At 70.2% G+C, this 14,375-nt stretch carries 13 protein-coding genes; 3 read left to right on the top strand and 10 right to left on the bottom strand.

Translation table 11 applies throughout. From position 1 onward, the window contains the following. Positions 1-53: 53 nt before the first annotated feature. On the bottom strand, positions 54-1,277 hold the full coding sequence (locus tag ACFYXH_RS13195; protein WP_389562165.1) for a PP2C family protein-serine/threonine phosphatase: 1,224 nt from the start codon (positions 1,275-1,277) through the stop codon (positions 54-56). 331 nt (positions 1,278-1,608) lie between these two features. Here ACFYXH_RS13195 and ACFYXH_RS13190 point away from each other — a divergent pair, with 331 nt between their 5' ends. Then, a complete protein-coding gene (locus tag ACFYXH_RS13190) occupies positions 1,609-2,922 on the top strand; it encodes an MFS transporter (protein ID WP_389562164.1) in 1,314 nt (437 codons plus the stop codon). A gap of 70 nt (positions 2,923-2,992) precedes the next feature. Here the strand turns inward: ACFYXH_RS13190 and ACFYXH_RS13185 are convergent, their stop codons facing one another. The 9 genes from ACFYXH_RS13185 to ACFYXH_RS13145 all read right to left on the bottom strand — a co-directional run bounded on the left by ACFYXH_RS13185 (position 2,993) and on the right by ACFYXH_RS13145 (position 11,192). Beyond that, positions 2,993-3,604, bottom strand: coding sequence for a hypothetical protein (locus ACFYXH_RS13185; RefSeq protein WP_389562163.1), 612 nt, complete (start codon positions 3,602-3,604; stop codon positions 2,993-2,995). A gap of 74 nt (positions 3,605-3,678) precedes the next feature. Continuing rightward, positions 3,679-4,860 carry a 4-hydroxybenzoate 3-monooxygenase gene (locus ACFYXH_RS13180; protein WP_389562162.1) on the bottom strand — a complete coding sequence of 394 codons (1,182 nt, stop codon included), beginning with the start codon at positions 4,858-4,860 and terminating at the stop codon, positions 3,679-3,681. Next, the gene (locus ACFYXH_RS13175) at positions 4,860-5,801 is read right to left on the bottom strand and encodes an alpha/beta fold hydrolase (RefSeq protein ID WP_389562161.1); all 942 of its coding nucleotides are present in this window, start codon (positions 5,799-5,801) and stop codon (positions 4,860-4,862) included. The genes ACFYXH_RS13180 and ACFYXH_RS13175 overlap by 1 nt, the downstream gene beginning before the upstream one ends. Further along, entirely contained in the window at positions 5,801-7,198 is a 1,398-nt protein-coding gene (pcaB, locus tag ACFYXH_RS13170) for a 3-carboxy-cis,cis-muconate cycloisomerase (RefSeq protein WP_389562160.1), read from the bottom strand. The genes ACFYXH_RS13175 and pcaB overlap by 1 nt, the downstream gene beginning before the upstream one ends. Continuing rightward, positions 7,182-7,730, bottom strand: a complete 549-nt coding sequence (pcaG, locus tag ACFYXH_RS13165; protein WP_389562159.1) for a protocatechuate 3,4-dioxygenase subunit alpha — start codon at positions 7,728-7,730, stop codon at positions 7,182-7,184. Before pcaG ends, pcaB begins: the two co-directional genes overlap by 17 nt. Continuing rightward, positions 7,730-8,527 carry a protocatechuate 3,4-dioxygenase subunit beta gene (pcaH, locus tag ACFYXH_RS13160; protein WP_389562158.1) on the bottom strand — a complete coding sequence of 266 codons (798 nt, stop codon included), beginning with the start codon at positions 8,525-8,527 and terminating at the stop codon, positions 7,730-7,732. The genes pcaG and pcaH overlap by 1 nt, the downstream gene beginning before the upstream one ends. A 3-nt stretch (positions 8,528-8,530) precedes the next feature. Beyond that, positions 8,531-9,721, bottom strand: a complete 1,191-nt coding sequence (locus ACFYXH_RS13155; RefSeq protein ID WP_389562157.1) for a thiolase family protein — start codon at positions 9,719-9,721, stop codon at positions 8,531-8,533. A 44-nt stretch (positions 9,722-9,765) separates the two neighbouring features. Further along, on the bottom strand, positions 9,766-10,410 hold the full coding sequence (locus tag ACFYXH_RS13150; protein WP_389562156.1) for a CoA transferase subunit B: 645 nt from the start codon (positions 10,408-10,410) through the stop codon (positions 9,766-9,768). After that, positions 10,410-11,192 (bottom strand): CoA transferase subunit A, encoded by a 783-nt coding sequence (locus ACFYXH_RS13145; RefSeq protein WP_389562155.1) that lies wholly within the window; start codon positions 11,190-11,192, stop codon positions 10,410-10,412. The genes ACFYXH_RS13150 and ACFYXH_RS13145 overlap by 1 nt, the downstream gene beginning before the upstream one ends. A gap of 181 nt (positions 11,193-11,373) precedes the next feature. On the opposite strand from ACFYXH_RS13145, the gene ACFYXH_RS13140 reads away from it, so the two are divergent. Both ACFYXH_RS13140 and ACFYXH_RS13135 read left to right on the top strand, forming a co-directional pair. Continuing rightward, positions 11,374-13,095 (top strand): IclR family transcriptional regulator C-terminal domain-containing protein, encoded by a 1,722-nt coding sequence (locus tag ACFYXH_RS13140; RefSeq protein ID WP_389562154.1) that lies wholly within the window; start codon positions 11,374-11,376, stop codon positions 13,093-13,095. 261 nt (positions 13,096-13,356) lie between these two features. Then, complete coding sequence (locus ACFYXH_RS13135) at positions 13,357-14,262, top strand: DUF3048 domain-containing protein (RefSeq protein ID WP_389562255.1); 906 nt, start codon at positions 13,357-13,359, stop codon at positions 14,260-14,262. The last annotated feature ends 113 nt before the right edge of the window (positions 14,263-14,375 follow it).

Raw genomic sequence — 14,375 nt, 5'->3', positions numbered from 1 at the left:
GCTCCGGAAGGGATCCTGGCGGACGGCGCCCTCAGCCACAACGCCGGCCGGCGTCACAGTCGGACGATGACGAGGGCGATGTCGTCGCGGGCCCCGCCACTCACCTCGAGACGGGCCAGTACGGCGTCAGCGAGGCCTTCCGCTCCGAGTCGCCGGTGGTGGGTCAGGGCATCGGTGAGGCGGGCGAGGCCGATGTCGATATCTTCGCCTCGGCGCTCGACAAGGCCGTCGGTGTAGAGCACGAGGGTGGCGTCGGGGATGTAGGCGCGGCTGCTCTGGGGGCGGGGAGCGTGTGCGGGTCGGGCGCCCAGCGGCGGGTCGGTGGCCTGGTCCAGGAGCTCGCAGGCACCGTCCGGATGCAGCAGGATGGGCGGTGGGTGGCCGGCGCTGCTGTAGGTGATCAGGCGGCGACCGGTGTCGATCAGTACCTGGGCGGCGGTGGCGGCCAGTGCCCCGTCGACGGAACGGGCGTAGAGACCCAGCACTTCCAGTGCTTTGGCCGGGCCTTCGACCGCCCGGGCCGCGGCGCTCAGCGCGCTGCGGAGCATTCCCATGACGGTGGCGGCTTGCAGCCCGTGGCCCACCACGTCACCGACCGCTACGGCGAAGCAGCCGTCGGGAAGGTCGACGATGTCGTACCAATCGCCGCACACGTTCAGCGATCCGATGGCGGGTAGATAGCGCACCGCAATGTCCGTGTGCTTGCTCAGATCGGGTACATGGAGCATGGCCTCCTGCAGAGCGAGCGCGACATGGCGTTCTCGGGCGTGTGCCTGGCGCAGTTCTTCGTTGAGTCGCTGCAGTTCGCGTGCCCGCGCGTAGAGCTCGGCTTCCATCTCCTGGCCCCCCGTGCTGTGTGTTGTGCCCGGGCGACGCGCGTGGATGAAGGCGGTTACGTCCTCGACCCGGTGAATGACCCATGCGACGGTGCCGTTCGGCTTCAGGACGGGGGTGTTGATCGTGGACCACCACCGCTCCTCGAACAGACCGGGCCTGTCGGTGAGTGGGATGTCGTACCTCTGCAGGGCCATCGAGTCGGGCTTACGGGAGTTCAGGACGCGGTGGAGCGACGACTCGAGATTCGGCACCCCGTCGGCTTCGGGGTCCGCGGGGTTGTCGGGAAAGGCATCGAAGACGTACTGCCCGACCAGTTCTTCTCTCGTGCGGAGCGTGGCCTGAAGATATGCGTGGTTGACGTCGACGATGAAGAAATCTGTGTCGAGCACCAGGTAGGGGCTGGGTGTGGCGGCAAACAGCGCTGCGTAGTCGAGAGTCATGCCATCACGCGCCTGCCCGTTCCTGCGGTCCATGGCCCTGCCCACTGATCAATCTACGAGGCTTCCAGCACTCCCGCGCGGGCTGAAGCCCGGGACTCGGGGGCCCCAGCCGTGTGTTCGCCCCTTCGCCCAGTGGACGGCAAACTCCCGCCGCCGGCGCATTGACACCCGCCCGCCTCGCCCCGACACTCATCGCAATCGAATAGTGAAATGTAGTTCACCAGGCGAACATAGTCGCTTTCACTCGCTTCCAGGGACACACATGACCTCCACCGGTACACCGGGCGCGCGGAACCCGGACCCTGAACGACCGACACACACATTCCGCAGCGTGCTCCCCGTCCTCGCCCTCTGCTGGCTCGCCGTCTTCTTCGACGGTATGGACGTCAACATCTACGGCGCCGTCATGCCGTACATGCTCGACGACCCCGGCCTCGGGCTGACCCCGGCCAGTGCGGGCACCATCGGAAGCTGGACCACCTTCGGCATGCTCATCGGCGCACTCGTCGCCGGGAACATCACCGACTGGCTCGGCCGCCGGCCCGTGCTCATCGTGAGCGTGACGCTCTTCTCCCTCGGCTCCGCCGTCTGTGCGACGGCCGGCTCCCCCGCGCTGTTCGGAACCGGCCGCTTCATCGCGGGCCTCGGCCTCGGTGGACTCATGCCGCTGTGTCTGGCCATGGTGATGGAGTTCGCGCCGCCGCGTCGCGCCGCACTGACCACCGGGCTGCTGATGACCTCGTACCACTTCGGCGGCATGGCAGCCACGGGGCTCGGACTGACGGTGGCGCCCTCGGCCGGCTGGCGCTGGGTGTTCTGGGCGGGCGTGCTCCCCGCGGTGATCGTCGTGCCCCTGCTGTCCAAGGTGCTGCCCGAGTCCCCCGGGGTGCTGCTCGCCCGCGGCGAGCGTGACCGGGCCGACGCGGTCGCCGACCGGTTCGGTCTTCCCCGCCCCACCCCCGTCGAGGCCCCGGCCTCCGGAGCGAAGGGCCGCTTCGACGCCGTACTGGCCCTGTTCCGGCCGGAGTCCCGCTGGGCGACGCCCCTCCTCTGGCTGGCCTCGTTCTGCGGTCTGCTCCTCGTGTACGGCGTTTCCACCTGGCTGCCGCAGCTGATGCGGGCTTCCGGCTACGGACTCACCTCCTCCGTCAGCTTCCTGCTCGTCATCAACGCCGGCGGCATCGTCGGCATGCTGATCGCCGGGCGTACGGCGGACCGGTTCGGCGCGGTCAAGGTCTCGGCGATCTGGTTCCTCCTCACCGCGGCGGGCGCACTCCTGCTGAAGTCGCACCTGCCGCTGGGGATCACCTACGTCGTCGTCGCCTTCACCGGAGTCTGGCTGTTCAGCGCCCAGGTGATGGTGTACGCGGCCACCAACACGGTCTACCGGGGCAGCGAACGCGCAGCGGGCCTCGGCTGGGTGACGGGCGTCGGGCGCACGGGTGCCGTGCTCGGCCCGTGGCTGGGCGGCGCGCTCGCCCAGGGCGGCAACGAGAGCTGGGGCTTCACGGCATTCGCCCTGGCAGGCCTGCTCGGGGCGATCGCGGTGTCCCTCGTCCCGCTGGCGGCCCGGCTGGGCAGCCGTAGCGGGGGCGCGTCCGCACGGGCGGTGAAGACGTCGCCGGTGACGGCTGCCGACGGCTGACCTCTCCCCGCCCCCGGACAGACCAGGGGCCGGCCGGAAGCGATCCCGCTTCCGTCCGGCCCCTGGTCTTTCACTGGATGAAGTGCTCCCAGAACTTCACCGACGCCGGCGGATTGGCGGGGGCATCCTCGTGTTCATCCTCGTCTTCTTCTTCGACGAACTCATGGCTCATGTAGTCGGCCAGGTCGACGCCGTAGTAGATGATGTCCGTGCCCCACATCGAGAGGACAGGCCGCCCGAAGGTCCCCTGTCCCGCGGGCAGGAAGCGGTGCGCGTAGACCGGAACCAGCTGCGGCACCAGGGCCAGATGGTTCCGCGCCTCAGCACGAGCGTCCTCGAGTGCAGAGGGACGGGTGCCCCACGCCGGATGCCAGTAGCCGTGTTCGACGCTTCGCAGGACTCCGTCGGTGGGCCAGGCGAGGCGATACCGCAGATCGTCCTCATCGCCGCTGCGCCAGTCGGGCCAGGGCTTCTCCCACGTCGCTGCCTCGTCGGGCGGTTGGCTGACCGGCAGGCCGGCTGCCAGGAAGGCGCGGTGGTCGTCGGCGAAACGGAAGCCGTATGTCGTCTCGATGCGGTGGAACTCGTCGTCGCTGAGGCCTGGTTCGATCTCGCAGCAGTCGGCCTCAGCCAGGCGACGTGCCGCTTCGGCCCCGAGCCGGGCCCCCTCACTGTTGATCACGCATGCACCCTAGTCACCGGCAAGGGAAGCCTGCTCGGCATTTTCTGTGCGCCCGGGTCCGGCTGTCTCCCTACTCACGCGATCGGCAGCCCGGTGTAGTTGGCCGCCAACTCCGCTGCCGCGTGCGGTGAGTTCGCGACGCGCTGCAGCTGGGACAGCTGCAGACGGGTGTCGAAGGCGGACTGGGACGGGTCCGTGTGGAACATCGTTGTCATGAAGTACGAGAAGTGCTCCGCTCGCCAGACCCGGCGCAGGCAGGTGTCGGAGTAGGCGTCGAGCAGCTCCGGCGAGCCCGTCTTCTGCTCGTGGATCAGTGCGCGGGCGAGGACGATCACGTCGGATGCCGCCAGGTTGAGGCCCTTCGCGCCCGTCGGCGGGACGATGTGCGCCGCGTCCCCGGCCAGGAAGACACGGCCGAAGCGCATCGGCTCGGTCACCGAACTGCGCATCGGCAGAACCGCCTTGGAGGAGACGGGACCTCGCTCGAGCCTCCAGCCGGGGTCGGTGCCGATGGCGAAGCGGGCGTCCAGTTCGTCCCAGACGCGCTCGTCCGGCCAGTCGGCGGGATCGGTGTCGTTGGGGACCTGGAGGTAGAGCCGGCTGACGGTGGGCGACCGCATGCTGGCCAGGGCGAAGCCACGCGCCGAGTGGGCATAGATCAACTCGTCGTAGACCGGGGGTGCTTGGGCGAGAATCCCCAGCCAGGAGTAGGGGTAGATACGCTCGTACGTCGTCCGGGTCGACTCGGGGACCGCGTTGCGCGTCACCCCGTGGAAGCCGTCGCAGCCCACGACATAGTCACAGGTGAGGGTCTGCTCGCGCCCCTCGTGGACGTAGTGGATAGCCGGCCGGTCGGTGTCGGCGCCCTCCACCGAGCGCACCTCGGCCTCGAACAACAGCGGTCCGCCGTCGATGAGCTGGCGGGCTATCAAATCCTTCACCACTTCGGTCTGCGCATACACCATCACGCTCCTGCCGCCGGTGAGAGCGGGGAAGTCGAGCCGGTGGGCGCCTCGGTCGAAGCGCAGCTCGATACCGTCGTGGACCATCCCCTCGCGGTCCATGCGCTCCGCGACTCCGGCGGAGCGCAGGGCGTCCACCGTCCCCTGTTCGAGGATGCCTGCACGCTGGCGGTTCTGCACATAGGTGCGGTCGCGCGACTCCAGGGTCACGCTGTCGACGCCGGCGTTGCGCAGCAGCCGGGCGAGCAGCAGTCCGGCGGGGCCGCCGCCGATGATGCCGACGGTGGTGTGCATCAGCGATCCTCTTCCCAGGGGTGGTTCACATCGTGTTCGCGCAGGACGTCGGCAATCTCGTCCGGAGTCAGGCCGTTGCGCAGGGCGGCGGGGACGTGCACCGCGAGCTCTTCCCTGAGCACCGCCCTGCGCACTGCCGTCCCGTCGCCGCCGCGGTCCGGGCCGACGCGGTCCGGGCCGGATCCCAGTCGGGTGAGCAGAGCGTCGAGTACGGCGCGGGGCTGCTCGACATTGGCCAGATGGGCGGCGCGCGGCAGTTCGACGAGGTGTGTGTCGCGGATGCCGTCGGCGAGGGCCCGTGCGTGGGGTGGCGGCGTGGCTTTGTCGTCTCGGCCGGCGACGACAAGGGTCGGCGCGGTGATACGGGCAAGGTCGGGCCGCAGATCGAGGCCGGCGAGCACTTCGCAGCAGCCCGCGTAGCTCTCCGGATCGACGGATCGAAGGTCGGCGGGCAGCGAGTCGACGGCGAGATCGCCCGAGGCCGCGAAGGCGGGCGTGAACCAGCGGTCGCGGGCGGTCGCGGCGAGCGGCTCCGCCCCCTTCGTCCTCATCAACTCGGCCCGGTCCAGCCAGGGTTGGGGTTCACCGAACCGTGCCGATGAGCACACGAGGGTGAGCGAGGTGATCCGGGACGGATGGTGCGCAGCCAGCCATGTGCCGACCGCTCCGCCGAGCGAGATGCCCGCGTACGCGAAGGAGTCATGGCCCAGGGAATCGGCGAGGTCGAGCACCAGACGTCCCAGGTCTGCCATGGAGGCAGGAGTGGGAAGCAGGCCGGTCGGCGAGGCTCCGTGGCCCGGCAGATCCCAGCGGACGACTCGATACTGCCGGGCGAGCGCGGGAGCCTGCTTGTCCCAGACGGCGAGCGATGTGCCCAGCGACGGCCCGAGGTAGAGCGGGGGTGCGTCGAGGGGTCCTTCGGCGCGGTGGTGAAGAGTCATCAGAGGTCCCGGTGGGGGTGGCGGGCGAGCGCGCGGTCGGTGAGCGAGGCGGCGGAGCCGAGGTACCCGAGAGGGTCGGCGAGTGTGCGCAGCAGCGCCTCGGGGAGCCCGTCCGATTCCTGTCGCAGGGCCTCGACCAGTCCGGTGCCGTGCTCGGCGGCGCGCCGCGAGGCCTTCGCGAGCAGTTCCTTCGCGGCGCCGCGGCCGATGACCTGGGCGAGCTCGGCGCTCAGCCGTTCACTGAGAATCAGACCGCCGGTCAGATCGAGGTTCCTACGCATCCGTTCCGGCAGGATCCGCAGATCGGCGCAGAGTTCGGCCGCGTTGTGGGCGGCCCCGCCGGTCAGGCGCAGGGCGTCGCGCAGGGGCTGCCACTCCGCGTGCCAGGCTCCTGCGGGCCGTTCGTCCTCCGCGGCCAGCGAACCGTGGAGAACGGCCGACAGCGACGGGACCTGGCGGGCGGCGGAGGCGATCAGGGTCGCCCTGACCGGGTTGCTCTTATGAGGCATGGCGGAGGAGTCACCGCCGGCCGACTCGGCGACCTCCCCGATCTCGGTACGGGAGAGCACCAGGACGTCGGCGGCGATCTTGCCCAGTGCGCCGGCGGTGAACGCGAGTGCGCTCCCGAGGTCGGCGACCGGCGTGCGGAGCGTGTGCCACGGCATGTCGGGGGCGGCGAGGGGGAGTTCGGCGGCGTATGCGGCGATCAGCGCCAGGCCCACGTCTCCCTCGTTGTCGCCATGGTTCGCGTACGCGTGGAAGGCGGCCAGTGTGCCTGCCGCACCACCGAGTTGGGCGGGCAGCGAGAGCCGGACGCGGGCGATACGGTCGTGGGCATCCAGGACGAGGGAGCGCCATCCGGCGGCCTTGAGACCGAAGGTGGTGGGAACGGCGTGCTGCGTGAGCGTCCGCGCCGGCATCGGTGTGTCGCGGTGCGCGTCCGCCAGCAGCGCCAGCTCTTCGCCGGTACGCACCAGATCGGCGATGGTCAGATCCAGCGTCCTGGCGGCGACGAGCATGAGCGCGGTGTCGACGATGTCCTGGCTCGTGGCTCCGCGGTGGACGAACTCGGCGTGTTCCGAGGCGCGTTGGGCCACCTTGTGTGTGAGGTCGGCGACGAGCGGGATGACCGGGTTGCCGCCGGCGCGGGCGCGCAGCGCCAGGGAGCGGGCGTCGAACCGGTCCGCGTGGGCGGCTTCGGTGACGGAGTGGCCCGCAGCTGCCGGTGCCAGTCCGACGGCGGACTGCGCCCGGGTCAGGGCGGCTTCGGCGTCGAGCAGGGCCTGCAGGACCGCCAGGTCGCCGGTGGCCGCCTCGGCGGGGCTGCCTGCCCTGACGGGTGCGAGCAACCCGGTGTCCCACTCCGGACAGCCGGCCGTCTCATCGGTGGAAGTCAAGGAAGACCGTCTCCTTCTCCCCCTGCAGATGAATGTCGAAGCGGTAGGTCCGCTCCCGCTCCTCGCGTGCGATCAGTGTGTCCCTGCGCTCCTGAGGCAGGGCGGACAGCAGCGAGTCCGAGGCCGGCTGTGCGATGTAGGCGCGGGTGAACAGGTGGTGCATGAGCCCGCGGGCGAAGACACACACCGCCAGATACGGCGCGGTGGCGGGCGGCGCCAGGGTGCGCACCGTCCAGTGGCCGTCCGCGTCGGTGGCCACACGGCCGAAGCCGGTGAAGTCCACGCCGTTGCGACCGAGGAAGCCGCCCGTCACCGGGTCGCGCCGCAGTGAACCGGGCCGGCCGGTGCCGGCCGGCCCGCTCTGCCAGGTCTCCAGCAGCGCGTCGGGCACCGGGTCGCCGTTCCCGTCGCGCACATACCCGTGAACGGTCAGCGTTTCGGGATGACCGGCGGGAGCGATGTCGCCACCCCCCGGGAACGGCAGGGCATATCCGTAGAACGGGCCGACGGTCTGGGAGGGGGTGGGGTGCATCAATGGCCCTCCGGGTCCGGGAGCGTGGCGGCGGGCCCCTCGAGGACGATGTCCCAGCGGTAGCCGAGTGCCCATTCGGGGGTGGACAGCTCGTGGCGGTATTCGGCGACCAGCCGGGCGCGGGCGTCGGCGTCGGTGACGGACTGAAGGATCGGGTCGTACGGGACGAGCGGATCGCCGGGGAAGTACATCTGGGTCACCAGGCGTTGGGTGAACTGGGTACCGAAGAGCGAGAAGTGGATGTGTGCCGGCCGCCAGGCGTTGACGTGATTACGCCAGGGGTATGCGCCCGGCTTGATCGTGGTGAACCGGTACTGCCCGTCGTCGTCGGTCAGACAGCGGCCCACGCCGGTGAAGTTCGGGTCGAGGGGCGCGGGGTGCTGGTCGCGCTGGTGGGCGTATCGGCCCGAGGCGTTCGCCTGCCACACCTCGACGAGCTGCCGGCGCACCGGCCGGCCCGCCCGGTCGAGCACCCGGCCGGTGACGACGATCCGTTCGCCGAGCGGTTCGCCCGCGTGCTGCCGGGTCAGATCCGCGTCGAGTTCGGTGACATCGGTGACGCCGAAGACCGGTCCGGAAACTTCGGCGGCCTCGGGATCGTCACGGACGGCGACCAGGGGCCGGTGGGGGTGGCGCAGCAGGCTGCTGCGGTAGGGAGCGAAGTCGCGGCCCGGGTGGTGCGGTGGGGCGCTGCCGCCCGCCACGGCCTTCCGGACGGCTTCGTGGGCATCGGTGATCTCCGCGCTGATCTGCTGCTGGGTCAGCTGGTCGGGGATCGCCGGCTGGGTGACGGTCATGGCTCACTTCTCCAGTACGAGTGCCAGGCCCTGCCCCACGCCGATGCACAGGGCGGCGATGCCGGTGCCGGAACCCGCTGCGGCCAGCTGGTGGGCGACGGCTCCGGTGATACGGGCGCCCGACGCGCCGAGCGGATGGCCGAGGGAGATGGCGCCGCCACGCGGGTTGACCACGGCCGGGTCCAGTCCGGGCCACTGTCCGACGCAGGCGAGTGCCTGGGCCGCGAACGCCTCGTTGAGTTCAAGGGTGTTGAGGTCTCCGAGGCCGCGGCCGGACTTCTTGAGTGCACGGTGGACCGCTTCGACCGGCCCGGCTCCGAAGTACTGCGGCTCGATGCCGGTCACGGCAGTGGCTCCGATCCTGGCCAGCGGCTCGCGTCCGGTGGCGCGCAGGCCGTCCTCGTCGGTGAGCAGCAGGGCCGCGGCGCCGTCGTTGAGCGGTGAGGAGTTGCCCGCCGTGACGGTGCCGCCCTGGCGGAAGACGGGCTTGAGCTTGGCGAGGGCCTCGGTCGAGGTGTTGTCACGGATGCATTCGTCCCGGGCCAGATCGACGCCGCCGAAGGGGACGACCTCGGAGTCGTACAGACCTGCCGCCCAGGCACGGGCGGCCTTCTGGTGGCTTTCGAGGGCGAAGGCGTCCTGCGCCTCGCGGTCGATGCCGTACCGGTCGGCGACCAGTTCGGCGCCTTCGCCAAGGGCGACCGTCCACTCCTTGGGCATACGCGGGTTGACCATCCGCCAGCCGAGGGTGGTCGAGAACATCTCCTGATGACCCACGGGGAAGGCGCGTTCGGGCTTGGGCACCACCCAGGGCGCGCGGCTCATCGACTCGACTCCGCCCGCGACGACGATGGACGCGTCCCCGACGGCGATGGCCCGGGCGGCCTGGATGACCGCTTCCATGCCGGAGCCGCAGAGCCGGTTGACCGTGGCGCCTGGCACGGTGACGGGGAGCCCGGCCAGCAGCACGGCCATGCGTGCGACGTCGCGGTTCTCCTCCCCCGCCCCGTTGGCGTTGCCGAAGAAGACATCGTCGATACGCGCCGGGTCGAGGTCGGGTGTACGGGAGACGAGGGCGCCGAGCACACCGGCTGCAAGGTCGTCGGGCCGTATACCGGCGAGCGCGCCACCGTACTTGCCCATCGGCGTGCGGACGGCGTCGACGACATAGACATCACGGAGGCGGTCGGTCATATCAGCTCCTGGTACGGACGGAGGCGGAGGCCCAAGAAGGGGTGTCAGCGGGTGGGGGCGGAGACGCGGACGGGCGCGGCGGTCCTGTCCTGCACCTCGTCGAGGGTGACTTGGGGAGCGGTCTCGACGAGAAGCAGTCCGTCCTCGGTGACGTCGAGGACGCCGAGGTCGGTGATGATGCGGTGCACGCAGGCTGTGCCGGTGAGCGGGAGCGTGCACTCCTGGACGATCTTCGGGGAGCCGTCCTTGGCCGTGTGATCGGTCAGGACAATGACGCGGCGGGCTCCGTGGACCAGGTCCATGGCGCCCCCCATGCCCTTGATCATCTTGCCGGGGATCGACCAGTTGGCGAGGTCACCGGTGGCAGAGACCTGCATGGCGCCCAGGATGGCGGCATCGATGTGGCCGCCGCGGATCATCCCGAAGGAGAGCGCGGAGTCGAAGAAGGCTGCTCCGGGCCGGACCGTGACGGTCTCCTTGCCCGCGTTGATGAGGTCCGCGTCGATCTCGTCGTTCGTCGGGTAGGGCCCGACGCCGAGGATCCCGTTCTCCGAGTGGAGCACCACGTCCACGCCTTCGGGAAGGAAGTTGGGGACGAGCGTGGGCAGTCCGATGCCGAGGTTGACATACGAGCCGTCGGTCAGCTCGGCGGCCGCGCGGGCAGCCATCTCGTCTCGTGTCCAGGCCATCAGGCTCGTACCGTCCTCTTCTCGATCTGCTTGTCGGCGGCCTGCTCGGGGGTGAGCGCCACCACGCGCTGGACGAACACCCCGGGCAGATGAACGGCATCGGGGTCCAGCTCGCCGGGTTCGACGAGTTCTTCGACCTCGGCGATGGTCACCCGGCCCGCCATCGCGGCAAGGGGGTTGAAGTTGCGGGATGCCTTGTTGAAGACGAGATTGCCGTAGCGGTCGCCCTTTGCGGCTCGTACGAGCGCAAAGTCGGTGGTGATGCCGTACTCGAGGACATGCTCGAGTCCGCCGAAGACACGGACTTCCTTGGCGGGGCTCAGCACGGCCACCTGGCCTCCCCCCGCCTCCGGCCGGGAGGTACCCCCGGCCGCGTACCGGCGGGGCAGGCCGCCGTCGGCGACCTGAGTGCCGACACCGGCGGGGGTGAAGAAGGCGGGGATGCCGCAGCCGCCTGCCCGCAGTCGCTCGGCGAGTGTGCCCTGGGGTACGAGCTCGACCTCGAGCTCGCCGCCGAGGTACTGGCGGGCGAATTCTTTGTTCTCGCCGATGTACGAGCCGGTGACGCGGGCAATGCGGCCCGCTGCGAGCAGTGTGCCGAGCCCGGCGCCGTCCACCCCGCAGTTGTTGGAGACCACCTGCAGTCCGCGGACACCACGAGCCAAGAGTGCGGCGATCAGCGTGTTCGGCACACCGCTCAGGCCGAAGCCGCCGACGGCGAGGGAGGCGTCGTCCCCGATGTCGCCGACCGCCTCGGCGGCGCTCTGCTTGACTTTGTCCATGGAGGGGTTCCTTGTCATGAGCTGACAGAACCTGCAGGGATGCAGTCGTTCGCCAGATGAACTACAGTTCATTTGTACGCGACGAGTGTGCGTTCACCGGCCACGCAATGTCAACGGCTACAGGGGACGCCGATGCTCGAAGACACAGCAGTGCCACGCTCCAGAACCGCACGGAGGGCCGATGGCCGTCACTACACCGCCCCACGACACAGCGCCCGCCGAAGCCGTGGGACCGCTGATGCGCGGCGTCTCCGTGCTGCGTGACATCAGCGAGGCCGGCGGCCGGATGACCGTCAGCGAGCTCGTACGCTCCACCGGACTCGCCCGCTCCACCGTCGACCGGATTGCCGCCACCCTCGCGCGCATGGGCTACCTGCGGCTCGACGGGCACGCCGCCGTCCTCGCGCCCCGCCTGATGGAACTGGGCAACGCCTATCTGGCCGCCATCCGCCTGCCGGGACCGCTCGGCCCGCTCGCCGAGAAGCTCGCCGAGGAACTCGACGAGTCCGTGTCGCTGGCCGTGCCCGACCGCGACGGCATCCGCTTCGTCCACCAGACCACCCGGCGGCGTGCCATGTCCCTCACGTTCCGCATCGGGGATCTACTGCCCGCCGAACGCACCGCGCAGGGAACGGTGTTTGCCGCGTACTGGAGCGAGGAGGAGTGGGCGCACTGGCGCGCGCGGCGTGCCGCCGACCCGGACGGCCACGCCTTCCTGCCCGCCCTGCCGCCTCCTCACGCGGCCGAGGACGGTCACACCTTCGAAGAGCGCGCGGCCGCGGCCCGTCAGCAGGGCTGGGCCGTGGACGACCAGCTGATCGAACCGGGCCTGATCGCCCTCGCACTGCCGGTCCTTGCCCCCGACGGAGAAGTGGTCTGCGCGGTGAGCGTGGTGAGCCACACCAGCCGCCACAGCGCCGAGTCACTGCGGGAGTCGCTGCTGCCGCGGGCGCGCGATGCCGTGGCCGCCATGGAGAAGCGCCTGCGCGAGAGCCGGTCGGCACAGGAGGAACAGGCCGAGGAGGAGCAGACCGAGGAAATGCGGGCTGCGAAGGAGCACGCAGGCGAGGAGCAGGCCGGCGGACTCGCCGACTGGACCAACGCCTCCAAGCAGGAACTCGGCGCGGAGTTCGTGGAATCCCTTGCGCGCGGCCTCACCGTCCTCACTGCCTTCGGGGACGGCAGGGCGGAGCTCACTCTCACCGCCATCGCCGAAGCCACCGGTCTCGCCCGCGCCACAGCCCGCCGCGCTCTCATCACGCTCGAGCACCTCGGCCATGTGGAGGCGCGGGAGCGGAGCTTCCACCTCACCCCGAGAGTGCTCGCGCTCGGCTATCCGCCGCTGTCACGCACCACGCTCTCCGAGATCGCCTCACCCCATCTGGTCACACTCGTCCAGCAGGTGCACGATTCGGCGTCCCTGGCGGTGCTCGACGGCGACGCGATCCAGTACACGGCCCGCGTCGCCACCGGCCGCATCATGAGCGTCAACATCCAGATCGGCACCAGATTTCCGGCCTACGCGGCGTCCATGGGCCGCGTCCTGCTGGCCGACCTGCCGCCGCGGGATCGCGCCGCCCGGCTGGAGCGCACCGAACTGCGGGCACTGACACCCCGGACCATCACCGGCCTGCCGGAGCTCGACGCAGTCTTCGAGCACGTGGCGGAGGACGGGTACGCGCTGGTCGACGAGGAGCTCGAGGAGGGCCTGCGCTCGCTCGCCGTACCCGTGCGCGACCTCGACGGACGAGCGGTCGCGGCCGTGAACGTCGCCATGCACAGCAGCCGCCGCACGGTGGCGCAATGCCTGACCGAGGTCCTGCCCGAACTGCAGGCGACAGCCGCCCGGATCGAGGCCGACCTGCACATCGCCGGGCGCTTCACGAGGATCCCGACGGCCTGAACCGCGGGTCGCAGACAGCGTGCTCCGGGGCTTGCGTGGGGTCCACGCTGTGAGTGACGACCGAGACATCGTCACGCGGCCGATCACCGAAGGTGGTGAGGTGGGTGGTTCGGCCTCGATCCGAGACGTTCGGCCCAACCTCCCCGCTCTCGGTCGTCCGAGAATGGAGACATGCGGAACAGATCGTGCTGTGCTCAGTCCACGACCGCCCGAAAGCGTGCCGGGCGGGGGCCGCGGAGGAAATCAGTGGCCACGCTCGCGATGCTGGTGGCCACGCTCGCCCTCGCGGTGTCGGGCTGCCAGGGCGGCGCGGGTACGAAGCCGCCGGACGGTCGTGCCACGCCCGTGCCAGGCTCACACGTACTCGCGGTGAAGATCGACAACGTCGGCCCGGCCCGCCCCCAGACCGGCCTCGACAAGGCGGACATCGTCTACGTCGAGCAGGTTGAGTCCGGGCTCAGCCGGATACTCGCTGTCTACTCCTCCCACGTCCCGCCCGTCGTCGGTCCGGTGCGCAGCGCTCGTGAAACCGACCTGGAACTGCTCCGGCAGTTCGACCGGCCGACCCTCGCCTTCTCCGGGGCACAGACCAAGCTCCTCCCGGTCATCAAGGCAGCTCCCTTGAACGCACTTCCGCCCGACAAGGCACCGGCCGCGTACTTCCGCAGCCGGGATCGAGCCGCCCCGCACAATCTGTATCTGCGGCCCGAGCGGGCCCTGCGCGACACCCCTGGCGCAAACGCCGCCGGATACGCCGGGCTCAGCTTCGGCCCCCCGCCCCCGGGCGGGAAACCGACCGCCGCATACACCGTCCGCTATCCAGCCGCACGCTTCGGCTTCACCTGGTCGGCAGGCCGGCAGCAGTGGCTGCTGACCATGGACGGCACGCCTTTCCGGACAGCGTCAGGGGAGCAACTGGGTGCGGCCACGGTCATCTTGCAGTACGTGACGGTGCGACCGTCGAGCTTCCACGACCGGTGGGGCAACAACTCTCCGTATACCGAGACCGTGGGCTCCGGCGCCGCGCTGGTCCTGCGCAACGGCTCAGCGTACGAGGCCGACTGGAAGCGGGACACAGCCGAGTCCGGCACCGCATTCACGACCCCGGACGGCGGGCGCATGCCGTTCGCCCCAGGACAGATCTGGATCGTGTACGAGGCTCGCTGACTCCTGCCCGTCGATCGTCCCCACGGCTGTCCTAGCCTGCGGGAAGTCGTTTGGCCGCATTGCTGGTTGGCAGACTCTCGTTCGAAGCTCGCCTCACCCGTCGCAGGTAGCCC

The organism is Streptomyces sp. NPDC002730, from assembly GCF_042888805.1.
In the GTDB taxonomy this organism is placed as follows: Bacteria; Actinomycetota; Actinomycetes; order Streptomycetales; family Streptomycetaceae; genus Streptomyces.
The sequence above is the reverse complement of the archived record's forward strand: the minus strand, read 5'-3'. Positions and strand labels throughout refer to the sequence as shown.